The sequence below is a fragment of the Bradyrhizobium iriomotense genome, assembly GCF_018129405.1.
Classification (GTDB): Bacteria; Pseudomonadota; Alphaproteobacteria; order Rhizobiales; family Xanthobacteraceae; genus Bradyrhizobium; species Bradyrhizobium iriomotense_B.
The window spans coordinates 140,164-163,269 of sequence record NZ_JAFCLP010000013.1; the positions used below are offsets into that span (position 1 = coordinate 140,164).

A 23,106-nucleotide genomic window follows, 5' to 3' on the forward strand; every position below is an offset into this window, starting at 1 on the left:
CATAAAGTCGAAAAAAACGCGACCCAGCCCTTTCCAAAGGCAGCCCGCCTTGATACATACCCCCCGCACCCGACGGGCTTCGCCCCGGGATTGTCTTCCAAGGAAGCCTTTGGGACGGAAGAAGAAAGCCACGCGAACAGCGCCGGCCTCAACCCACCGTCCCCGGCATTCTAGCGAAGGCTAAGCAACGGTTTAACGCGGGGTGGAGCAGCCCGGTAGCTCGTCAGGCTCATAACCTGAAGGTCATAGGTTCAAATCCTATCCCCGCAACCAAATAAACCTCTGATTTCATGAGGTTTTGGAACGCCGCCCTCCGGGGCGGCTTTCTTGCTTTTAGGGGCGGTCTCCGCGCCACCCTTCTATCAGTCGCCATCCCTGCGCTTGCGGATTCCCATCGAAGCTTTGGTGCAATGATTTGTAATGTATATTCTCATCGCGCCGACGGGAGATTGGCATGCACACGGAGATCGAAAAGCACCGGCAGGCACTGACGGCGCTCTGTCAGCGGTACGGCGTGGTGCGGCTCGAAGTATTCGGTTCGGCCGCACGCGGCGCCGATTTCGATCCTGCAATAAGCGATGCCGATTTCCTCGTCGCGTTCGGCGAGGACAGGGGCCTCTCGGCGTTCGACCAATTTCTCGGCTTCTCGGAAGCGTTGCAACGGCTGCTCGGACGGCCTGTCGATCTCGTGGAAGCTTCGGCCGTCAAAAACCCCTACGTGCGTGCAACGATCGAACGGTCGAGAGAGCTGATCTATGCAGCGTGATCCGCGCGCCTGTCTCTGGGACGTGCAGCAGAGCTCGGGCCGCCGGACAAATGAACGTACTGCAGGTTCATGGGCTCACGGATTGAGTGCACTGTCAGCCTAATTGCATCTTTCTATATTCCCGCAACTGCGAGGTCGATTGGCACCCGCTCGGAGGCGAGGCGTCAGCGAAAGTCAATTGCGCTGCAACTTGATCTTCCATGAATTGCGCAAGACGTGCTTGAAACCACTAGCGCAACCATTTTGTCGGGTTCCGGCGACAGTGCCGGACTTAATGGAGCGCTCGGGACGCCCCCTCAAAACTCCTTGATCACCTTCCCGTCCGCTCCCACCAGCGTCGACGGCGCCTCCCCGAACACCAGCCCCTCCGGCTGAAACTTGATCGTCTTGCCGCCCTCGACGAACTCCGCAAAATTCCTTGGCGTTGCCGAGTGCACGCCGTTCGCGAGAAAGTCACTGGTCTCGTAGCAGGTGTCGGGCTTGCCGCCGGAGCCTTCGCCCAAGAATTTCTGGAAGTTCTGGCTCGTCACCTTGGCCTTCTTGCGGGCCGACCAGTTGGTGTAGCGGCGGTAGAGCTTTGGCATGATCACCGGGCCCTTGTCGGTCGCGAGCACGCCGGTCTCGCCCACCCCGGGCTCGCGCAGGTCGAAGTCGAAGGCAGGAATCGTCTTCGCGAGATGCTTCCAGACCGGCAGCTTCTTTGCGCGCGCGGTCTTGGCCAGGGCAAGGAAGGCCGTGATCTCGTCCTCGTTCATCGAGGAGTAGAACGTCGGATAGGCAAAGCCCTGCGCGACCAGCCAGTGGTTGATGTCGACCTTTTCGCCCGCGACGGTCACCTCGATGTCGCCGACCAGCCGGCCATAGGTGTCGAACACCTCGTTCGGCGCATCGACATGGGTGAACACGCGGCAGGCAAGCGCGGCTTCGCCGCTGCTGCCGAGGAAATCGTGCAGCACCTTGCTCGCGGTGGCGCCGAGGAATTGCCGGTAGGAGTGGGTGACCTCGTGATAGGCCTGCTTCTTGGCATCCGTCAGCCCCTTCTTCTCGGCGGTCGAGAGCGGCGACGGCATATAGTGCAGCTCCGGCGCGTCGATGCCCTGGAGGCGAATGGTGAGCTTGCCGTTCTTGATCGGGGGCGTCGATGTGCGGCCCTTGACCTTGGCGCCCTCGAAGACGTGGGTCGGCTGGAACGGTGCCGTGTCGCTCTTGCGGAAGCGGATCGCATCCGGCGCGATGGTCACCACCACCTTGGTCGTGTCGGCGTCCGACCGGCCCGCCGGCCAGAACTGTTTGACATCGATGGTGCCTTCGACCTCCAGCAATCCCACGGGCATCGGCCGCTCCCTGTCCAACGCGCGCGACGGTCGCCTTCACGGAGGCGACTCGCACACACACTGAAGGGCAGCGGATCATCTTCGTGCGACAGGGCCGTGACGGGAGGTGGGACAGGGGCGACCCGTTACGGCCCCGGCAGACAAAATGCCCGTGCGCCAGTAGCGCACGGGCATCGATGATTCTCTTAACGAAGCAGAATGGTTCTGATCAGGACCTGTGCGGGCAAACCATCGTCAGATTGAGCAGCGTCGGCGCCTTGTCCTCGCCATTGCGATATTCCCACTCCAGCCGGATCTCATGCCGGTGAGCGTATGCATCGCTGGCTGCATGGGTGATGATCTTCGTCTTCATCGGGATCGGCGGCTCGGAGTTGAAGCATTTCCGGACGCAGGCATCGAGCAGATCGCATCGCGTCAGGGGAATCACGCCGGGCTCGTCCTTGGAGAGGGGGACCGTATTCGGCTGGGTGCTGAGATCGACGCGGGCTCGGCCCTTCTCCTTGTGCCAGTATTTGGCGCTTCCCTGCGGCCACTTCGAAGGCGGGTTCAGGATCAGGTGGTACTGGCCGTATTCCAGGGTCGGTAGGTCGATGTCCTCCGATGCCTTGAGCTTGGCGACGCTCTTTTTCATGTTCGCCAAGGGATAGTAATTGGCGTTCATCAAGTCTCGAAATGCTTTGCCGCTATATACCAGTCCGGCCATCGCCTCTTTCCCCGATATGTCTGTTTGTCAAAACCTGTCCCTGGCTGCCCGAAATACGCAGCGCGTCACGACCGATCACACAATTTGTTGTGTGCAGTCACGCTACCACCCAAGACTGCGCTTCGTCCAGCGAGCCACCATCCGGTAACATCGCGTATCTCGCAAGCCCAATTGCCATGCATTCCTCTATGGGTAATGTACGTCCAAACGCCTTGCGGGCGTTGGAGCGGGACTGCCGCGGCAGTCGTTGAAGGCGCTGGAATGCATTGCTTCGCGTGTCAGTCGGCGATTGGTCCGGGCGACAGCTGGTGCTCCAAATGCGGGGCGGCGGTTCGTCAACGCGTCGATCCAGACAGCGAACGACGGTTCGTGACGATCCTTCGTGCCGACGTCGTCGATTCCACAGGTCTTGTTGCCGAACTGGAGCCGGAGGAGGCGGTGTCGCGCCTCGAACCAGCTCTTGCGGCGATGCGAGGCGCGGTGCGTCAGTTCGGCGGCATCGTCAGCAAGGAGCTGGGCGACGGGGTGGCCGCGGTATTCGGCGCCCCGATCGCCGACGACAACCATGCGCCCCTGGCCTGCCACGCGGCGATCGAGCTTGTCCGGCGTGTCAGTAGCTTGGGCGATCCCGGACTTCAGGTCCGAGTCGGCCTGCACTCCGGCCATGTGGTGGCCTACATGGTCGCCAACGAGTTTTCCAAGGTCTACGAGATCGGTGGAGCCGCCCAGCATCTAGCCGCGCGGCTCGAGGCGGCGGCCGAGGCGAACCAGATCTACGTCTCCGAAGCCTGCCAGGAGCTCGCGGACGGGCATGTCCGATTTGAATTCCTGGGCCGCAAGGCGCTCCGTGGCTTCGGCGAGCCCTTGCCTGTGTACCGCGTCATGGGGGCCAGCGATCTTTCGAGCTGGCGGGTCAGGCGTGCGCGCAGTGTCTCCCGATTCGTCGACCGTACGACGGAGCGGGCATTGCTATGGCGTACTACGGAAAAGGTCGCCGCTGGCCGGCAGACGGTCCTGCTGATGGGTGACGCCGGCATCGGGAAGTCGCGCCTTGCACATGAGTTCGCGCAGGACCTCCGGGCTGGCGGCTGGCGGCTGGTCGATGCCGAGTGCAGCCCGAACCTCCAGGGCGCGCCGTACAGCACCCTCAAGCGCCTGCTGCTGTCGATCCTTGATCAGAGCAGGGTTGACGATCCCAGGGACGCGCTGCCGACGGTGCAGCAGCGAGCCGTCGACGCGGTGCTGGACCTGCCGATTTCCGATCCGCACTGGGACGAACTGGAGCCTCACGCGCGCGGCCGCGCGATTTCGGAGGCAAGCTGCGCGATCGTCGAGAGCGTCGCCCGTCACCAGCGCACGATTCTTCTGATCGAGGATGTGCACTGGATCGACCGGGCCAGCGATACGGTCGTGGCCACCCTGTCCGCGCTGCAATGCCCCGATTTGCTTGTGCTGCTGACGACGCGGCCCAATGGAATGCCAGTGTGGATCGCGCGCTGTCACGCGGAAATCGTGGCGATGCGGCCTCTCGACGACGATTCGGGGCTGGCCATGCTTACGGAGATGCTCGGCCCCGCCACGACGAACGCAGAGCTGAAGAACCGGATCATCTCTCATACGGCCAACGTTCCGTTGTTCATCGAGGAAGTCTGCCGCAGTTTGAAGGACAGCGGCATGCTTCTCGGCCAGTGGGGCGACCTTTCCCTGGCGCGTCCTGTCGACGAGCTCGGCATCCCCAGCAGCATTCAAGGTGTGATCGCGGCGCGACTGGATCGTGTGTCACGACAGGAGCGATCGCTGCTCCAGATCGCAGCGGCGCTCGGACCGCGGGCAAACCAGGCCATGCTGCGGAAAGTTGCGGCCTTGCCGGAAGACGTCCTGCAGGATTGCCTCACTGCGCTCGACCGGGCCGAACTGCTCGTCAGGATCGATAGCGAGCTGGAGGACTCGCTCGAATTCCGGCACGAGATGGTCAGGCAGGTGACCTACGATTCGATGGTCGAAAAGGTGCGCGAAGGCATCCATGCCAGCATTCTCGCGGCTCTTGAGGGCGACGAAGCGTGGACCGATGGGCCGGACGCGCTCTGCTATCACGCCACAAGGGCAAAGGATTGGCAGAAGGCGTTTCACCATGGCAGGAGCGCCGCTCGAAGATGCCTGGCTCGCTCAGCCTATGCCGACGCGGTCGATTATTTCGAGATCGCGATGGAATCGCTCGACAAGACCGCGGCGACGCACGCGAGAGAGACGGACGCCATCGACCTCCGGATGGAGGCTCGTTTGGCTTTTGCCGGATCAGGGCGCGTCGCGGAAGCTCTGGATCTGGGAAGCGAGGCAGAACGGCGAGCCGATGCGATCAACGATATCGGACGCAAGGTCGCGGCCATGACGATGAGGGCGGGTGCGCAGAACTTCTATGGAACGCCGGTCGAAGCTGTCGCGATCGGTAAGGACGTCGTGCATCTGGCGGAAAGCTCGGGCAATCCCGCCTGGCGGAATCTCGCGCAATATGGTCTCGGGCAAGCGTATTTTCTGGCCGGCCGCTACCACGATGCCGAGACGATGCTGGCCACGGCCCGCGCCCATCTCGCGGGTTCGGCAGCGAGCGCCCCGATCGGTACGACGCCGCGATCCTTGCTCCTGCTCTGCTGCATGATGAACAGCATTGCCAACACCGTCATGGGCGAGCTCGATGCCGCCGGACGGCTCCAGCAACAGGCCGCCGCGATCGCCGAGGAGACCGGCCGTCCCTACGACCGCGTCGCCGCCGCCTATAGCGGCGGCTGGCTGAAACTCGGGCGGAACGATCCGGCGGCGGCCGCTTCGATTCTCGAGGAAGGCTTCGTGCTGGCGCAGAAGCACGGCATCCGGCTGTTCGTGCCGGTGCTGGCCTGCCACCTCGGCATCGCCTATCTCGAGCAGGGGCTGTTCGACCGGGCGCGCGGCATGCTGACCGAGGCGCGCGAGGAGGCGAAGGCGGTCGGCTATACCTCGGCGGTGCTGCGCAGCTCGATCTATCTTGCGCTCGCGACCCATCGCCTCGGCGATGTCCAGGCCGCGCAGAACATGCTGCGCGAGGCGCGCAACACCGCACGCCAGCAGGGGTTTTCCGGCCTCGAGGCCGAGGCCCTGGTCGGCGAGGCCGTGGTGACGCCGCCCTCGGACGAGGCGAACAAGGCGGCGGTCCTGGCCGCCCTGCGCGCCGCGATCGCGATCGCCTCCGACAGCGGCGCGCTGCCGCTGCAGCAGAAGGCCGAGGCGATGCTGAACGAGATGCTCGCCCGCGGCGACGAGCTGACCTGACCTTTGGTGCTCAGCGGTTTGGCGTGCGATCGTACCGCACGTTTTTCCTGCCCGAATGGGCGTTTTTATTTCGCAATGATAACAACGGCTTAGCGTAGCGGTTCTACTGTGCATGGGGTTGTTTTCGATTGTTTTTGAGCCGGCCGCCACTCCGGCACGGCCCGGCGACGACAAAGTCCCTTGCGCAGACACAGCGGTCGGCTACCGTGGGCGGGCAGCTGGCCACTGGGTCAGGTGACCTTTTGATTCGCATTTTTTAGTATTCCATTTCGCTGGCGCCGCCATGGCGCGACGCCCACCCGAAGAGGCGGGGCCATGATTACAAAGGACCAGTCGGCACTCCTTGCGCCGATCGAGCGCGACCTGCGGCTCGATCTCTTCCGGGGCATCGGGCTGTGGATGATCTTCCTCGACCACATCCCGCACGACGTCGTGGCCTGGCTGACGCTGCGCAATTACGGCTTCAGCGATGCCGCCGAGTTCTTCGTCTTCATCTCCGGCTATCTGGTCGGCTGGATCTACGGACCGATCATCGCGGGGGGCTGGTTTCTCGCCGCGCTCAAGCGGCTGTGGCGGCGGGCGGCCGAGATGTATGTCGCCCACATCATGCTGTTCCTGCTGTTCACGGCGCAGATCGCGCGCACCGCGCGCCGCTTCGACAATCCGATGTACGAGCACGAGTTCAACGTGTTCAACTTCCTGTCGCATCCGGACGAGTTGATCGGGCAGGCGATCGTCCTGAAGTACAAGCCGGTCAATCTCGACGTGCTGCCGCTCTACATCACGCTGGTGTTCGCATCGCCCTTCATCGTCTGGTGCCTGGTGCGGCGGCCGAACCTGACGCTCGCCGGCTCCGTCGTGCTCTACGTGCTGTCGCGCTGGTTCGACTGGAACATCGCCTCCTATCCGCCCGGCACGAAATGGTACTTCAACCCGTTCTGCTGGCAGCTGATGTTCGTGTTCGCGGCCTGGTGCGGCATCGGCCGGATCGAGACGATCGCGAAATGGGTCTGGTCCAGGACGACGATGGCGCTCGCTGCGGCGTGGCTGGTATTCGCGCTGCTGATCGTGATGACCTGGCATATCCACGCGCTCGAGGCCCTGATCCCGAAATGGATGATCAAGCTGATCTACCCGATCGACAAGACCGACCTCGACATGCTGCGCTTCACGCACTTCCTGGCGCTGGCGATCTGGGTCACCTATTTCATCTCGCGCAAATGGCGGGCGCTGCATGCGAACTGGCTGCGCCCCGTGATCCTCTGCGGCCAGCATTCATTGCCGATCTTCTGCCTCGGCGTGTTCCTGTCGTTCTCGGCGCACTGGATCCTGACGCAGTACAGCAAGGGAATCTGGGAGCAGCTCGCCGTCTCCATCGCCGGCATCGTCATCATGGTCGGCGCCGCCTGGCTGCTCGGTCGGGCCGAGCGCGTGCCGAACCTGTTCGTGAAGGTGACGGAGGTCGAGGAGATGGCGGCCGAGAGCAGCGCATCGGCTGCAACCGCCACCGCAGCCCCTGCGAGCCGCTGACGCATCGCGACGCCTGCCTTTCATGGAGAGGTCCAACGGAGAGCTCAATGTCCAGACGTTTGTTGACGATCGCCGGCACTCTCCTGTTTCTCGTCTGCGGCGCATCGGCACAGCCGCCGTCGCCGGAGGCGATGAGCGCGGCGCGCAAGCTCGTCGTCACCTTGAAGATCGCCGACCAGTACCGCGCGCTGCTGCCGCAGCTCCTGCTCAAGCTGCGGCCCGTGGTCTCGCAGGACAGGCCGGAGATCGAGCGCGACTACGATGCGGTGACGGCCCCCGGCTCCGAGATCTATGCTCCGTTCGTTGCGTCCATGATCGACCAGATTGCAGCGCTCTATGCCCAAGCTTTCACGGTGGACGAGCTGCGCCAGATCGACACCTTCTACGCCCAGCCGGCAGGCCGAAAGTTCCTGGAGAAGTCGGATGCGCTGGCCCAGGCGAGCGTGCAGATCAGCCAGGACGTCAGCCAGAAGGCCGCCGACGAATTGAAGCAGCGCCTCATCGAGGCGCTGCGCCAGAAGGGGCACAAGCTCTGAGCCGCGCGCCCCGCGCCTAGGCGAGAAAGGCGCGAAACCGGCGCAGCGCGATCAGGAAGAAGACGACGCCGATCAGCGTGAGCGCGACGAGTTGCGGCCAGACCGCCTCGAGGCCCGCGCCGCGGAACAGGATGGCCTGCGCCAGCATCACGAAATGCGTGTTGGGCGCGGCCAGCATGATGTCCTGGACGAATTGCGGCATGCTCTCGCGCGGCGTCATGCTGCCCGACAGGGTCTGCAGCGGCAGCAGGATCATGATCAGGAGCAGCCCGAACTGCGGCATCGATCCCGCGACGGTGGCGAGGAAGATGCCCATACTGGTGGTGGCGAACAGCTGCAGAGCCGCGCCGACGAGGAACAGCGCCACCGATCCGTCGATGGTCACCGCCAGCCATCCCTTGACCACGAGCAGGATCGACAAGGCGGAGGCGATCAGCACCACCGCTCCCATCGACCAGACCTTGCTGACCATGATCTCCAGCGGCGTGACCGGCATCACCAGAAGGTGCTCGATCGTGCCGTGCTCGCGCTCGCGGATCAGGGCGGCGCCGGTCAGGATGATCGAGAGCATGGTGATCGAGGTGATGATGTGGTCGATGGCGCCGAACCATGATTTCTTCAGCTCGGGATTGAAGCGCGCGCGCAGCGCCAGCTCGATCGGCGCTGCCTGCGCATCGCGCGTATGCGCCAGGAATTCGGCGACCTCCGCGCTGACGATCTGCTCGACATAGCCGCCGCCGTTGAAGGCCTGCGAGATCCGCGTCGCGTCGACGTTGAGCTGGATCGTCGGCGACTTCCGCGCCAGCAGGTCGCGCTGGAACTCCGGCGGAATGTCGAGCGCAAAGGTGTCGAGACCGGCATCCATCCTCCGGTCCATCTCGTATTGCGAGATCAGGCGCGGCTCGGAGAAATAGGGCGCGGTGAACGCCATCCCGATCCGGGTCGAGACCGGCGAATGATCCTCATCGACGATGGCGATCGCGGCGCGGTTCAGCGTCTCTGGAAGGGCCTTTGCCCCGGCATAGACCGCCAGCGTGAAGGAATAGACGATGAGCACGAGCAGCATCGGGTCGCGCACGAGGCCGCGCAATTCCTTGATGCCGAGCTGCAGCACGTTGTCGAGGCGCATGGTCAGCGGGCCTGTTTCTTCAGCAGCATTGCGCCGGCCGTCACCAGCACCGGGACCATGATGGCGAGCGCCAGCAGATCATTGTGCAGGGTGTCGAACGCCAGGCCCTTGGAGAAGGTGCCGCGCGAGATCGTGACGAAATAGGTGGTGGGATAGAGCCGGCCGACCAGAGCGCCCAGTCCCTGCAGCGACGAGACCGGATCGATCAGCCCGGAATACTGGATGGCCGGGATCAGCGTGAGCAGCACCGTACCGAACAGTGCCGCGATCTGGCTGTTCATGAAGGCCGAGATCACCAGTCCCATGCCGGTCGTGGCCGTGACGTAGAGCAGGGCGGCGAGCGCATAGGCCGCAAAGCTGCCGGTGAAGGGCACGCCGAACACGACAAGCGCGAAGCCGACGAGGAGGAGGAAGTTGCCGAATGCGAGCACGACATAGGGCAGCTGCGTGCCGAGCAGGAATTCCAGCCGCGTCACCGGCGTCACGTAGAAATTGACGATCGAGCCGAGCTCCTTCTCGCGCACGACCGCGAGTGCGGCGAGCACCGCCGGGATCATGATTAGCAGCAGCGGGATGATGCCCGGCGCCATGGCGACGACGCTTCTGACATCGGGATTGTAGCGGTAACGCAGCTGGAGCTGGTAGGAGCCGGCAATCGCCGCCTCGCCATAGAGCTCGCGGCCTTTCTGCGCGAGCCAGGTCGCGTGGATGGCCTGGGCATAGGAGCGCAGCGTCTCCGCGCGCGTCGGGTTGGCGCCGTCGACCCAGGCACCGATCTCGACATGGCGGCCGCGGCTGACATCGCGGCCGAAGCCGGGCGGCAGCTCAATGGCGAGGCCGATCTCGCCGGCGCGCATGCGGCGGTCGAGATCGGCGTAATCGGTGATTGGGGATTTTTCGGTGAAGTAGCGCGACCCCGCGATCTGGAGGCTGTAATCGCGGCTGATGGCGCTGTCGTCGCGGTCGAGTACGGCGAAGGTCAGGTTCTCGACGTCCATGCTGATGCCGTAGCCGAGCACGAACAGCAAGAGCACGCTGCCGAGGATTGCCAGCGTGGCGCGGATCGGATCGCGCTGCAACTCGAGCGCCTCGCGCCGGGAGTAGGCGAGCATGCGAGTCAGATTGAACGTCGCGCTGCGCTTGCGCGGAAGCACGGCAGCCGTCGTCGTGGGGGTGGGCGATGCGGCCGCCGACGGCCCGATCGGATCAGTGGTGTCGGCGATCGCCTCCTCCAGGCAGGCGATGAAGGCCTGCTCGAGCGTGGCGGTGCCGCGCGCGGCCACGATCGCGGCAGGCGTGTCCGACGTCAGCACCTTGCCCGCATGCATCAGCGAGACCCGATCGCAGCGCTCGGCCTCGTTCATGAAATGGGTCGAGACGAAGATGGTGACGTTGTCCTTGCGGGAAAGCTCGGCGAGAATCTGCCAGAAGCGGTCGCGCGCCACGGGATCGACACCGGAGGTCGGCTCGTCGAGGATGAGGATGTCGGGCGCGTGGATCATCGCGACCGCCAGCGACAGCCGCTGCCGCAAGCCAAGCGGCAGCCCATCGGGCAGGGCGTCAATCACGCCCGCAAGATCGAACCGGGTAATCATCTCGTCGATGCGCGCGGCGATGGTCTCGGGCGGAAGCTCGAACAGCCGTGCATGCAGATCGAGATTCTGTGCGACCGTCAGTTCCGAGTAGAGCGAGAAGCCCTGCGACATGTAGCCGATGCGGCGGCGCACGGACATGTCGCCGGCATCGATCGGCTTGCCGAACAGCCGAGCGTTGCCTCCACTCACGGGCAGCAGACCGGTCAGCATCTTCATGGTCGTGGTCTTGCCGCAGCCGTTCGAGCCGAGGAAGCCGAAGATCTCGCCCTTCCTGATGCGAAAGCTCACGTCGTCGACGGCGACGAAGTCGTTGAACCGCCGGGTCAGATGGTCGGCCTCGATTGCGATCTCGTCATGGTCATTGCTGCGCGGAGGAATGACGACGCTGGTGTGGCTGCTGCGATCCTCCTCCGGCAAGAGATGGATGAAGGCATCGTCAAGTGTATCGGCACCGGTCTGCCGCAGCAGCGCGGCGGGCGTTCCCGTCGCCAGCACCTGACCGGCATTCATCGCGACGAGAAAGTCGAACTGCGCGGCCTCCTCCATATAGGCGGTCGAAACGATCACGCTCATGCCGGGCCGGCTGCTCCGGATCGAGGCGATCAGCTCCCAGAACTGGCGCCGTGACAAGGGATCGACGCCGGTGGTCGGCTCGTCGAGGATCAAGAGCTCGGGATCGTGGATCAGGGCACAGCACAGGCCCACCTTCTGCTTCATGCCGCCGGAGAGTTTTGCGGCGGGCCGGTCGGCAAAGGGGGTGAGCCCGGTGTCGCGCAGCAAACCCGCGATGCGCCTGCGTCGCTCCGCCTTGTCGTGTCCGAACAGGCGGCCGAAGAAGTCGATGTTCTCGAACACCGAGAGCGTCGGATACAGATTCTTGCCGAGCCCCTGCGGCATATAGGCGATGTCGGGGCAGACGTTGCGGCGATGGCGTGCGCTCGCCATGTCGCCGCCGAGCACATGGATGCGTCCCTCCTGGATGGCGCGCGCGCCGGCGATCAGGGCGAGCAGGCTCGACTTGCCGACGCCGTCGGGGCCGATCAACCCGATCATGCAGCCGGACGGGAGGTCGAGCGTGACGGCATTCAGTGCGCGGGTCTTGCCGTAGCTCAGGCCCACGCCTTCGAGATGCACCACGCTGCCGGGCGCGGCAGGTAGCTCGGCTGTGGCTGCCGCGCTCATCGGGTCAGCTTGATCTTGAGATTGTCCGGCCATTGTGCGGCCGGATCGAGCTGCACATAGGCCATGCCGGGCAGGCCGGTCTTCACCTGCTCGATGTGCTGGCGCAGGAGATCCGGCGCGATATGCGCCTTGATCCGGAACATCAGCTTCTGACGTTCCTCCTCGGTCTCGACGGTCTTGGGCGTGAATTGCGCGACGTCGGCGACGAAGGTGGCCTTGGCCGGAATCACGTATTGCGGGATGGCGTCGAGCACGAGACGAACCTCGGTGCCGATCGCGACACGGCCGGCATCCGCCGTCGGCAGGAAGAACGTCATGTAGACGTCGCCGAGATCGACCATGTTGAGGACACGGCCGCCGGCCGCGAGCACTTCGCCCGGCTGCGACACGCGATACTGAACGCGGCCATCGCGCGGCGCCTTCAGCACGCTGTCGTTGAGGTCGGCGTTGATGCTTTCGATCGCGGCCTTGGCGGCGTCGACCGAGGCGCCGGCATCGATCACCATGGCACGTGAGGAACTGATCGCGGCTTCCGAGGCCGCAACCTGGGCCTGGGCCGCAGCAAGCGCTGCCTTCGCAGTGGCATTGGCCGAGCGGTCGTCGTCCAGCACCTGCTGCGACACCGCATTCGTCCTGATCAATTGCTCGGAACGATCGAGCTTGCGGCTCGTGGTGTCGAGCTGCGCGACGCGCTGGTCGACCACGGCCTCCGCTGCCCTGTGCTCGGCCTCGCGCTGGTTCACCAGGCTCTTCGCGGTCTCGACATTGATGGACGCGCGCTGCAGCTGCGCTTCGGCCTGGCGGCGCTGCGCCTGCAATTGCTCGGTGTCCATGCGCGCCAGAACCTGGCCCGCCCGCACGAAATCACCTTCGTTGACCAGAATCTCGCGAATCCGGCCCGGTGTCTTGGTGGCGATGTCGATCTCGACCGCCTCGATGCGGCCGTTGCCGCGGGAAAAGCCTGCCGGCAGTGTATTGGAATCGCGGTGCTGCCAATAATAATAGCCGCCGCCTGCAAGGAGGATGACGATCGTGGCGACGACACGCCCCGGTGTGAAGTTCATCTGTTCATAACGCCGTGAGGCGGCGCCCACATGTTGAGACACGAACGCCCGGCCGCGATTTGCGTGGACGGGCGGCCTCACCATTGCAGCGATTTTTGCATCGCAACTTGATGCAGATCAGACAGCGGCGCAAGGTGTGCCTGTCTCTATTTTGGGCGGCTCGTTGCGATGGCCCGTCCGCCTCGGTCGATCAGGCGGACGGCAAGCCTTGTTGAGCGAGTCGTCGTCGATTCACAGATTATCCGAACTCACTTCAGCAGCGGGCAGCCGCCATCCTTCAGCGGCCGGAACGCCTGGTCCGCCGGGACCTCGGCGAGCAATTTGTAGTAATCCCACGGCCCCTTCGATTCCTCGGGCTTCTTCACCTGGAACAGAAACATGCTGTGCACCATGCGGCCGTCTTCGCGCAGCACGCCGTTGTCGGTGAAGGCGTCCTTCACCGGCAGCTCGCGCATCTTGGCCATCACCGTCTTGGTGTCCTTGGTGCCGGCCGCCTGCACGGCCTTGAGGTAATGCAGCGTCGCGCTGTAGGTGGCGGCCTGGTTCATCGTCGGCATGCGCTTGACGCGCTCCAGGAAGCGCTTGCCGAAGGCGCGGGTCTTGTCGTTGAGGTCCCAGTAGTAAGCCTCGGTGATGATCAGGCCCTGCGCGAGCTTCAGCCCAAGGCTGTGCACGTCGGAGATGAACATCACGATCGCGGCCAGGTTCTGGCCGCCGGCGACGATGCCGAACTCGCCGGCCTGCTTGATCGCGTTGATGGTGTCGCCGCCGCCATTGGCGAGCCCGATGATCTTGGCCTTGGAGGCCTGGGCCTGCAGCAGGAAGGACGAGAAGTCCGCCGTGTTGAGCGGGTGCTTGACGCTGCCGACCACCTTGCCGCCGGCGGCCTTCACGACGTCGCCGGTGTCGCGCTCGACCGAATGGCCGAACACGTAATCGGCGGTGAGGAAGAACCAGGTGTCGCCGCCGTTCTTGACGATGGCGCTGCCCACCGTGTGGGCGTTGGCATAAGTGTCGTAGGTCCAGTGCGCGGTATAGGGCGAGCACGATTTGCCGGTGATGTCGGAGCTCGCCGCGTCCGTCACGATCATGATCTTTTCGTATTGCTTCGACAGCTCCATCACCGCGAGCGCGGTGGCCGAGGTCGGCAGGTCGATGATCATGTCGACGCCTTCGGTCTCCCACCATTTGCGGGCGATGGTGGAAGCGACGTCGGGCTTGTTGAGCACGTCGGCCGAGACCATGTCGATCGGCTTGCCGAACATCTGCCCGCCGAAATCCTCGATCGCCATCCTGGTGGCCTCGACATTCCCCATGCCGCCGATGTCGGAATAGACCGAGGAGAAGTCGGAGAGCACGCCGATCTTGAGCGGGGTCTGCTGGGCGGAGACGGGAGCGATCAAGGCAGCCGACAGCAAGCCGGCCGCAGACACGAGGGCTGCGATGGGTCTCATGGATATGTTTCCTCTTATGCGGGACTATTCTGTCCCTTTGTCCGACAAAGTTAAGTCGCGGTTCCGCAAGAGTCAATTTGCTGCACTTGCGGCATGAATGACGCAGTTTGACGCGCTTTCGGATCGACCCTATAGTTTGTCCGACAAACGCCATTGGGGGCTATCGTTGCCTGTTGCGCCGCTGTTCCGCCCGATCGATGTCGCGCCGGCCTATCAGAAGGTCGCCGACGCGATCGAGCGCGAGATCGTCAATGGTCGGATCAAGCCCGGCGATCCCATCGGCACAGAGCACGACCTGGTCCGCCAGTTCGGCGTCAACCGTTCGACCATTCGCGAAGGCATCCGCGTGCTGGAGGAGGGCGGGCTGATCCGCCGCGATTCATCGCGCCGCCTGCACGCCTGCCTGCCGCGCTACAGCAAGCTCGCGAGCCGCCTCAGCCGCGCTCTGGTTCTGCACGAGGTCACCTTCCGCGAGCTCTACGAGGCCTCGATGACGCTGGAGATCGCCAGCATCGAGGGTGCGGTCGAGCGGGCGAGCGAGGAGAACCTCGCCGAGCTCGCCGACAATCTCGCGCGCAGCGAGGCGGTCGTTGGCAATCCCGCGATGCTTGCCGAATGCGACGCCGAATTCCACGTGCTGGTCGCCAAAGCCTCGCAGAACCGCGTGCTTCAGCTCGCGCGCGAGCCTGCGGCGCAGCTGTTTTATCCGACCACCGAGATGATCGTGACCGGTGTCGCCGAAGGCGGCCCGCGCCTCGTCGCGGCGCATCGCCACCTCATCGACGCGATCCGCCGGCGTGACCGCGAAGCCGGGGTGCTGTGGACCCGCAGGCATCTGCAGGACTGGCGGCGCGGCTTCGAGAAGATCGCCTCGCTCGATCGGTCGGTCGAGCACATGTACATGGAGCACGCGCAGGCGGTCCGGCGCAGATAGCGCCGCATGATCCGGAAAAGTGTAAGGCGGTTTTCCGATAAGATCATGCGCAAGAAAGACAAGACGCAAGATTTCAGACAAGAAATCCAACCAATAAAGACATCACACGGAGGGATACATGACCGGCGACACCGCAGCCACCATCTCGAAAGCGCGCGAGCATTCCATCGGCGATCTCCTGCGCCGCTCTGCAGGCCGCGAGCCGAACAAGCTCGCGGTGAGCTGCGGCAATGTCAGCTGGACGTTTGCCGAGATGGACGCGATCTGCAACCGGCTCGGGCGCGGCCTGCTCGGCCTTGGCATCAAGAAGGGTGATCGCCTCGCGGTGCTCTCGCGCAACTCGCACGCCTTTGCCGCGCTGCGCTTCGCGGTGGCGCGGATCGGCGCGGTGCTGGTGCCGATCAACTTCATGCTCAATCCGGACGAGATCAATTTCATCCTGAAGAGCTCCGGCGCAAAGCTGCTCGCGACCGGGCCCGATTTCGTCGAGCCGGCGAAGGCCGCAAGCGCCAAGGATTGCGCGGTCGAGAAGATGATCTGGCTACCGGGCGAAGATCCCGCCACCGCTCCGGCCGGCCTCACCACCTTCGACGAGCTTCTTCATCCCGACGGCTCGTTCCTGGAAGCATCGGTGGACAGCCGCGATCTCGCGCAGATCGTCTACACCAGCGGCACCGAATCGCTGCCCAAGGGCGCCATGCTGACCCATGAAGCCGTGATGTGGCAGTATGTCAGCTGCGTCATCGACGGCGGCATGAGCGCGGAGGACAAGTTCCTGCATGCGCTGCCGCTCTATCACTGTGCGCAGCTTGACGTGTTCCTGGGGCCGCAGATCTATCTCGGCGCTTCCGGCGTGATCACGGGCAAGCCGACGGCCGACAACATCCTGGCGCTGATCCAGGCGCACAGGATCACCTCCTTCTTCGCACCGCCGACGATCTGGATCGCGATGCTGCGCTCGCCGAACTTCGACAAGACCGACCTGTCGACGCTGCAGAAGGGCTATTACGGCGCCTCGATCATGCCGGTGGAGGTCTTGCTCGAACTTCAGCGCCGCCTGCCCGCCGTAAAATTCTGGAATTTCTACGGCCAGACCGAGATCGCGCCGCTTGCGACCGTGCTGCGGCCCGAGGACCAGCTGCGCAAGGCCGGCTCGGCCGGCAAGCCGGTGCTCAATGTCGAGACGCGCGTCGTCAACACGGCGATGGAGGACGTCAAGGTCGGCGAAGTCGGCGAGATCGTGCATCGCTCGCCGCATCTGCTCTCCGGCTACTACAACGATCCGGTGAAGACCGCGGCGGCGTTCAGCGGCGGCTGGTTTCACTCCGGCGATCTCGCCACCGTCGATGAAGAGGGCCACATCACGGTGGTCGATCGTGTCAAGGACATGATCAAGACCGGCGGCGAGAATGTCGCGAGCCGCGAGGTCGAGGAGATGGTCTACCGCATTCCAGGGGTTTCCGAGGTCGCCGTGGTCGGCCTGCCCGATCCGCGCTGGATCGAGGCGGTCACCGCCATCGTCGTGGTCAAGACCGGGGAAAAGCTCGACGAAGAAACCGTCATCAAGCATTGCGCCGGCCAGATGGCCCATTTCAAGGTGCCCAAGCGCGTGATCTTCGTGGATGCCCTGCCGAAGAATCCGAGCGGCAAGCTGCTCAAGCGCGAGCTGCGCCAGCGCTTCGTCGGCGGCGAGACGCTCGACAAGGCGGTCCAGAAGAGCTTTGGGACATAGCAGGCGCCGTTCCGGCGCCGTCGCGGCGGAGCCCGTCTATTCGGCCCCGCCGGCCAGCTTCCTGACATCGTCGGGCGTCGCTCCGAAACGGCGGCGAAACGCGCGATGGAAGTAGGAGACGTCGTGAAATCCCGCGAGGTGCGCGATCTCGATGATTTTGCGCGAGCGCAGGCCCGGGTTCCGAAGCAGCCGCTCGGCGCGCAGCAGACGTTGCTCGAGCAGGAAGCCGCTATAGGTGATGCCGGCCTTCTCGAACAGCAGCTGGATCGTGCGCGGGCTGATGCGGTGCGTGGCCGCAAGGTCGGACAGCGACAGTGCGGCGCGATCCAGCTGCGCCAGAATATCGGCCTTGATGGCTTCGAAACGCGCTGCCGCAAGGCCGCGCAGTCGCGCCTCCTCGGCGACATCGCCGCGCGCTCCGATCATCAGCACGGAGAGGTCGAACAGGTGCTGCGAGACTGCATCCAGCTCCGCGGGCGCGAGCTTGTCGGCATGCGCATGCGCGAGGTCGTAATACCGCAGGAACATCGACGTGATCGGATTGGCGCCGGGGATCGACCGCGCAATCAGGTCCTCGGCATTCGGGCACGCGCGCAGCAGTGCCTTGCGCGGCAGCAGCGCCGTCTGGAAATTGCCATGCGTCGTCTGCGTGATGCGGGCGCCCTTGATCGAGGGATCGCCGATCGTGACGTCGCCGGCCGCGATCTCCAGCGGGCGTTTTCCCATCGCCCCACTCAACGCCGAATTGGGCGACATCGTAATGATCAACTCGTCGTTCGTCCCCAATGACACGAAAGACATCGGCGTGCCGAACGAGGCCGAGAGTCTGAGGCGGGGAAGAATCGCCGGCGCAATGGTCCGGTGGACGCGCCCTTCGCCGACCGGCACGAAATCGACATTCGCCACCTGACGGCAAAACTGCTCGCGCCATCTTTCATAGGCCGGACCGTTCGGGTCGCCATCGAATGAGAGTTGCGGCTGGATCATCGGTCGAGTGGGGGTCGTTCGCTGAGCGATTTGCTAAAGCCAGTATCCTCGCCGTCAGGCCAGTGCGCTGCAACGAGAAAAGAGCTGGATTGCGTGATAAGTCACTCGCCACGGCGCGTTGAGACCGTGACCAGGTGCCGCAGTCTGCCGGTTGCCCGGATTGACGCGTGAATTGTGCCAGCATTTCCCGCGACGATTGGTCTCAATACTTCTTCACGGCTGCTCCGAAGGCCAGCCACAGCGCGATCGACGCAAGGCCAAAGCCGCCGAGCAGCAGGAAGGTCGGGCCGTAGCCGATCCATTGCGCGATCCAGCCGCCGAGCGCGGGACTGAGGCTGGCACCGACGCCCTGCACCGTGATCACGGCACCCTGGCCGAGATTGATGCGGCCGGTGCCGTTGAGCGAACGCGCGATCATGCCGGGGACGGCGACCGTTTGCAGTCCGGTGCCGATGCCGTCGAGCACCTGCATCGGCACGACGCCCCACCAGCCCGAGACGAAGAAGGCGAGCACGCCGCGGACGGGCAGGAACATGAAGGAGACCAGGATCACCGGCCAATAGTTGCGCTTGCCTGCGACCTGCATCGCGATGAGCGAGGTCACGATCATCACGCCTTGCGCGATCACGACAGTGGTCGCGACGAAGCTCGGTCCGTTGGCCTGTTCTTCAGCCACGGCCGCAAGTCCATAGAGCGGCACGATCGCGGCATTGCCGAGATGGAACAGAGCCAGCGCCAGTGCCAGCACCAGAAGCGGCTTGTGCTTGAGCAGGACGGACATGCCGTCCGGCGGAGCCTTGCTGTCGTCCTCCCTGCTGCCGCGTGCGGCGCGATCATCGATCGATTTCGCCGGGATCATCAGCACGCAGGCGATCGCAATGGCGCCGAACACTGCCGCCAGCACGAATACGGCGACATAGCCGAACTTGTAGCCGAGATAGCCCGACAACGCCGCGCCGACCATGTTGCCGGCGTGGTTGAAGGCCTGATTGCGGCCGTTCAGCGCGTTGAAGCCTTTCTGCCTGGCAATGCCGAGCGTGATTCCGGTGACCGCCGGCACGATGGCGGCGCTCGCGAGCGATTGGGCGATTTGCGAGAAAGTGACGGCCCAGAAATTTTGCGAGACCAGGATGATCGCGGAGGCCGCGACCACGCAGATGCCGGGAATGACGACCCACATGCGCTTGTTGCGGCTCGCATCGATGAAGCCGCCGATCGGCGTCGTGATCAGCATGCCGGCGATATTGCCGATCGTCAGCGCGGTGCCGATCAGCCCGCTCGCCCAGCCGCGCTCCTGCAGGAATACGCCAACGAAGGGGCCGATGCCGGACTGCATATCGGCCATAAAGAAATTGACTGCAAATAGCGGCCAGGTGCGGGTTGTTGAGTGGCGCGATGTCATCGAGACGCTGAAAATGTTCCTGCCGTCGAGAAGGTCTCGTGCAAAGCTGATCGTGATGACCGGCCAATTGCGCCGGCATGGACCAGAACGTAACCTGCGCTGACAGCGTTGGTTCCTCGCCACTTGCGTCGGCGCGACGATGTCGCATCACGCCGTTCCGGCCTCTTTCGGATCCTGACCATGCCCCTCTGGACCTGCGAAACCTGCGGCGCGCAATTTTCGGACAGCGGACGCCCGCCCGAATCCTGTCCGATCTGCGAGGACGAACGGCAATTCGTGAACTGGAAGGGGCAGACGTTCCTGACGCGCGAGGCGTTGGCTGAACGTCACCGCGTGGTCTGGCGCGACGATCTGGGCCTCACCGGTCTCGGGCTCGAGCCGAGCTTCGCCATCGGCCAGCGCGCGCTGCTGGTGCCGCTCAGCGAGGGATGCATGATGTGGGACTGCGTGCCGCTGGCGACGCCGGAGGCGATCGCCCATGTCCGCTCGCTCGGCGGGCTGCAAGCGATCGCGATCTCGCACCCGCATTATTATGGCGCGCTCGCCGACTGGAGCGAGGCGTTCGGCGGTGTGCCGGTCTATCTGCACGCTGACGATAGTCAATGGGTGACGCGTCCGCATTCGTCAATCGTGCACTGGACCGGCGATCAGCACCGCATCTCCGACGATTTGCTGCTGCTGCGCACCGGCGGCCATTTCGCCGGCGCCACCATACTGCACTGGGCACGCGGCGCGGAGGGCAGGGGCGCTCTGCTCACCGGCGACATCGCGCAGGTGACGATGGACCGCCGCTTCGTCAGCTTCATGTACTCCTATCCGAACTACATGCCGCTCAACGCAGCCGCAGTGAGGCGGATCGCTGAGGCCGTCGAGCCGCTCGCCTTCGACCGCATCTATGGCGCCTGGTGGGGACGCAACATCGCCAGCGGTGCCAAGGCTGCATTCGCGACATCGGTGGCGCGATATATCGCGGCCATCGCCTGAGACCCGGCGCGCCGATCGGATTTATCTTGCCGGTCGATAATAAATGTACTAAACGTACAGTTATTGAGTGTGGCGCAATGGCGCGTCTGCAGCCCGGCATGATCGATGCATCGCCGTTGCCGCGGCGCGTTGTGAGGCCGCGCGAGCGAGGGGGGACGATGGCTGAGCGCGACTACGAGATCTTCGAGGCCGGCGACGTCGTGCTCCAGTCCGGCGCCGTCTTCCCCAAGCTGAAGCTCGCCTACAAGACCTACGGCATGCTGAGCCCGGGCAGGGACAACGTCATCCTCTATCCGACCTCGTTCAGCGCGCAGCATGTCGACACTGAGTGGCTGATCGGGCGCGACGGCGTGCTCGATCCCACGCGCTACTTCATCGTGATCCCGAACCTGTTCGGCAACGGCCTGTCGTCCTCGCCATCGAACTCCGCCGCGCCGTTCCCGATAGTCACCTATCACGACGCGATCGCCGTCCAGCATCGCCTTCTCGCCGAGCGCTTCGGCATCACAAAGCTCGCGCTGGTCTATGGCTGGTCGATGGGCGGCATGCAGGCCTATCACTGGGCGGCACTGCACCCTGATATGGTCGAGCGCGCCGCGGTCGTCTGCGGCAGCGCGCGTTGCGCGCCCTACAATCACGTCTTCCTGGAAAGCGTGAAGGCGGCGCTGACAGGCGATCCCGCTTTCCGGGACGGCCGTTTCGTCGAAAAGCCCGTCGCCGGCTATCGCGCCATGGGGCGCGTCTATGCCGGCTGGGCGATGTCGCACGGCTTCTATCGCGACGAGCTCTGGCGCGAGGCCGGATTCACGTCGCTGGAGGATTACCTCGTCCGCGGATGGGACGCGATCTTTGCCCGGCGTGATGCCAACGATCTCCTGGCGCAGGTCGGCATCTGGCAGCGCGGCGATATCAGCCAGTGCACGGCCTTCGGCGGCGATCTCGATCGCGCGCTTGCCGCGATCACGGCGCAGATGCTGCTGATGCCGGGCGCGACCGATCGCTATTTCGACGTCCGCGACAACGAGGACGAGCTCGGCAAGCTGGTCAACGCAAAGTCAGCCGTGCTGCATCCGATCCCGTCGCTGCACGGCCATCGCGCCGGCAATCCCGTCAACAACCCGCGCGACCAGGCCTTCATCAAGGCCGAGATCGCAGCGCTCCTCGCCAAGTAACACAGGCATCCGATCATGACCGACGCGACCGTTTCAGATCCCGGCCATCGCCTGAAGCCGCTGAGCCCAGCGATGCTGCGCGAATTGTCGGCGCGCTCGAATCTCAGGGGCGCTGCGCAGAGCCTTGGTCACTACGGCGTCATCGTGCTGGTCGGCGCGCTGATCTGGAAGGTGTCCTCCAGCCATGGCGTGCTCTGGGCGCTGCCGCTGATGGCGGTGCAGGGCTATGTCGTCGCCTTCCTGTTCATGGCGGTGCACGAGACCGCGCACAAGACCGCGTTCAAAAGCCGCAGCCTCAATCTCGCGGTCGGCTATCTCTCGGCCTTCATCATCGGATTGCCGTACGAATATTACTGCCTGTTCCACTGGGATCATCACCGCTACACCCAGGATCCGGAGAAGGATCCCGAGCTGATCGTCGGCGTGAAGCCGGCCTCTGACACACAGCTCGCGATCGCCTATAGCGGCCTGCTCCAGGTCGCCGGCCGTCTGCGGCTGATGCTCGGCCATGCCGCCACCGGCAAGGTCGTCGTGCCCTGGATTCCCGAGAACAAGCGCGCCACCATCGTGGCCGAGGCGCGCGCCTGTGTCGCGCTCTATGCGTTGCTGTTTGCGCTCTCGCTCTGGTTCTCCTCAGCGCTGCTGCTCTGGGTCTGGATCGTGCCGCTCGTGATCGGGCAGTTCTTCCTGCGGCCCTATCTCTATGCCGAGCACACCGGCTGCGACAGCACCCGCAGCGCCTTTCAGAACACCCGCACCACCTATACCGGCGCCATCGTCAAATGGTTCGCGTGGAACATGCCCTACCATGTCGAGCATCACGCCTATCCCTCGATTCCCTTTCACGCCCTGCCGAAGCTGAACGCGATCGTCGACGGCGAGATCGTCTATCGCGGGCGCGGCTACATCCAAACGACGCGCGAGACCTGGGCCTGGTTTCGCCGGCAGCGGCAGGGTAGCTAGCCAAACGCAAAACTCCGGCCGCGATGCGACCGGAGCTTTGTCGTGAAGGCGAGATATCAGTAGATCCCGTAGGCGCAGACATTCACGACGCGGACGCGCAGACCGTGGCGGGTCTGGACGACGCGCTCCTCGTAACAGTTGCTGACGCCAGTGTTGACGTAAATGCCGCCGAAGCCATAGCCCGGGCCCCAGCCGTGACCCCAGTGATGATGGAAGCCATGAGCCGAAGCGGCGGTGGGCGCGAGAGCAGCAGCGCCGAGCGAGCCGGCAGCGATCAGACCAAGAGCAAGCTTACGAAACATCTTCATTCTCCAGTGTGGCGCGAGGCCGTTGTTG

Annotated in this window: 18 protein-coding genes and 1 tRNA gene; 10 read left to right on the forward strand and 9 right to left on the reverse strand. The window is 64.3% G+C overall.

Translation table 11 applies throughout. The annotated features are described in order from the left end of the window. The first annotated feature begins 196 nt into the window (after window positions 1-196). Together JQ592_RS24805 and JQ592_RS24810 are read left to right on the forward strand one after the other, a co-directional pair. A tRNA-Met gene (locus tag JQ592_RS24805) sits at window positions 197-273 on the forward strand. A gap of 181 nt (window positions 274-454) precedes the next feature. Continuing rightward, entirely contained in the window at window positions 455-766 is a 312-nt protein-coding gene (locus tag JQ592_RS24810; protein ID WP_211405393.1) for a nucleotidyltransferase family protein, read from the forward strand. A gap of 296 nt (window positions 767-1,062) precedes the next feature. Here the strand turns inward: JQ592_RS24810 and JQ592_RS24815 are convergent, their stop codons facing one another. Together JQ592_RS24815 and JQ592_RS24820 are read right to left on the reverse strand one after the other, a co-directional pair. Further along, window positions 1,063-2,100 carry a thermonuclease family protein gene (locus JQ592_RS24815; protein WP_211405394.1) on the reverse strand — a complete coding sequence of 346 codons (1,038 nt, stop codon included), beginning with the start codon at window positions 2,098-2,100 and terminating at the stop codon, window positions 1,063-1,065. A 208-nt stretch (window positions 2,101-2,308) separates the two neighbouring features. Continuing rightward, window positions 2,309-2,803: a hypothetical protein gene (locus JQ592_RS24820; RefSeq protein WP_211405395.1), complete on the reverse strand. Its 495-nt coding sequence runs from the start codon at window positions 2,801-2,803 to the stop codon at window positions 2,309-2,311. 261 nt (window positions 2,804-3,064) lie between these two features. Between JQ592_RS24820 and JQ592_RS24825 the strand changes: the two genes are divergently transcribed. The 3 genes from JQ592_RS24825 to JQ592_RS24835 all read left to right on the forward strand — a co-directional run bounded on the left by JQ592_RS24825 (window position 3,065) and on the right by JQ592_RS24835 (window position 8,172). Next, complete coding sequence (locus JQ592_RS24825) at window positions 3,065-6,106, forward strand: ATP-binding protein (RefSeq protein WP_211405396.1); 3,042 nt, start codon at window positions 3,065-3,067, stop codon at window positions 6,104-6,106. A gap of 315 nt (window positions 6,107-6,421) precedes the next feature. Further along, window positions 6,422-7,636, forward strand: coding sequence for an OpgC domain-containing protein (locus JQ592_RS24830; protein WP_211405397.1), 1,215 nt, complete (start codon window positions 6,422-6,424; stop codon window positions 7,634-7,636). Window positions 7,637-7,683: 47 nt separating this feature from the next. Beyond that, the gene (locus JQ592_RS24835) at window positions 7,684-8,172 is read left to right on the forward strand and encodes a DUF2059 domain-containing protein (RefSeq protein WP_211405398.1); all 489 of its coding nucleotides are present in this window, start codon (window positions 7,684-7,686) and stop codon (window positions 8,170-8,172) included. A 16-nt stretch (window positions 8,173-8,188) separates the two neighbouring features. Here JQ592_RS24835 and JQ592_RS24840 read toward each other — a convergent pair whose 3' ends face one another. The 4 genes from JQ592_RS24840 to JQ592_RS24855 all read right to left on the reverse strand — a co-directional run bounded on the left by JQ592_RS24840 (window position 8,189) and on the right by JQ592_RS24855 (window position 14,596). Beyond that, window positions 8,189-9,301, reverse strand: a complete 1,113-nt coding sequence (locus JQ592_RS24840; RefSeq protein WP_211405399.1) for an ABC transporter permease — start codon at window positions 9,299-9,301, stop codon at window positions 8,189-8,191. A 2-nt stretch (window positions 9,302-9,303) separates the two neighbouring features. Continuing rightward, window positions 9,304-12,078, reverse strand: a complete 2,775-nt coding sequence (gene rbbA, locus JQ592_RS24845; protein WP_211405400.1) for a ribosome-associated ATPase/putative transporter RbbA — start codon at window positions 12,076-12,078, stop codon at window positions 9,304-9,306. Continuing rightward, window positions 12,075-13,142, reverse strand: a complete 1,068-nt coding sequence (locus JQ592_RS24850) for an HlyD family secretion protein (RefSeq protein WP_211405401.1) — start codon at window positions 13,140-13,142, stop codon at window positions 12,075-12,077. The genes rbbA and JQ592_RS24850 overlap by 4 nt, the downstream gene beginning before the upstream one ends. A gap of 248 nt (window positions 13,143-13,390) precedes the next feature. Further along, entirely contained in the window at window positions 13,391-14,596 is a 1,206-nt protein-coding gene (locus JQ592_RS24855; protein WP_211405402.1) for an ABC transporter substrate-binding protein, read from the reverse strand. Window positions 14,597-14,762: 166 nt separating this feature from the next. Here JQ592_RS24855 and JQ592_RS24860 point away from each other — a divergent pair, with 166 nt between their 5' ends. Together JQ592_RS24860 and JQ592_RS24865 are read left to right on the forward strand one after the other, a co-directional pair. Then, complete coding sequence (locus JQ592_RS24860; protein WP_211405403.1) at window positions 14,763-15,530, forward strand: FadR/GntR family transcriptional regulator; 768 nt, start codon at window positions 14,763-14,765, stop codon at window positions 15,528-15,530. A gap of 118 nt (window positions 15,531-15,648) precedes the next feature. Further along, window positions 15,649-17,262, forward strand: a complete 1,614-nt coding sequence (locus tag JQ592_RS24865; protein ID WP_211405404.1) for an acyl-CoA synthetase — start codon at window positions 15,649-15,651, stop codon at window positions 17,260-17,262. A 36-nt stretch (window positions 17,263-17,298) separates the two neighbouring features. Here the strand turns inward: JQ592_RS24865 and JQ592_RS24870 are convergent, their stop codons facing one another. Next, window positions 17,299-18,249 carry an AraC family transcriptional regulator gene (locus tag JQ592_RS24870; protein ID WP_211405405.1) on the reverse strand — a complete coding sequence of 317 codons (951 nt, stop codon included), beginning with the start codon at window positions 18,247-18,249 and terminating at the stop codon, window positions 17,299-17,301. A gap of 202 nt (window positions 18,250-18,451) precedes the next feature. Further along, the gene (locus tag JQ592_RS24875) at window positions 18,452-19,651 is read right to left on the reverse strand and encodes an MFS transporter (protein WP_211405406.1); all 1,200 of its coding nucleotides are present in this window, start codon (window positions 19,649-19,651) and stop codon (window positions 18,452-18,454) included. Window positions 19,652-19,831: 180 nt separating this feature from the next. Between JQ592_RS24875 and JQ592_RS24880 the strand changes: the two genes are divergently transcribed. From JQ592_RS24880 to JQ592_RS24890, 3 genes are all read left to right on the forward strand, one after another. Next, complete coding sequence (locus JQ592_RS24880; RefSeq protein WP_211405407.1) at window positions 19,832-20,635, forward strand: MBL fold metallo-hydrolase; 804 nt, start codon at window positions 19,832-19,834, stop codon at window positions 20,633-20,635. Between the two features lie 158 nt (window positions 20,636-20,793). Beyond that, complete coding sequence (locus tag JQ592_RS24885; RefSeq protein WP_211405408.1) at window positions 20,794-21,807, forward strand: alpha/beta fold hydrolase; 1,014 nt, start codon at window positions 20,794-20,796, stop codon at window positions 21,805-21,807. A 15-nt stretch (window positions 21,808-21,822) separates the two neighbouring features. Then, on the forward strand, window positions 21,823-22,770 hold the full coding sequence (locus JQ592_RS24890) for a fatty acid desaturase (RefSeq protein WP_211405409.1): 948 nt from the start codon (window positions 21,823-21,825) through the stop codon (window positions 22,768-22,770). A 56-nt stretch (window positions 22,771-22,826) separates the two neighbouring features. Here JQ592_RS24890 and JQ592_RS24895 read toward each other — a convergent pair whose 3' ends face one another. Then, on the reverse strand, window positions 22,827-23,072 hold the full coding sequence (locus tag JQ592_RS24895; protein WP_211405410.1) for a hypothetical protein: 246 nt from the start codon (window positions 23,070-23,072) through the stop codon (window positions 22,827-22,829). Window positions 23,073-23,106: the final 34 nt, after the last annotated feature.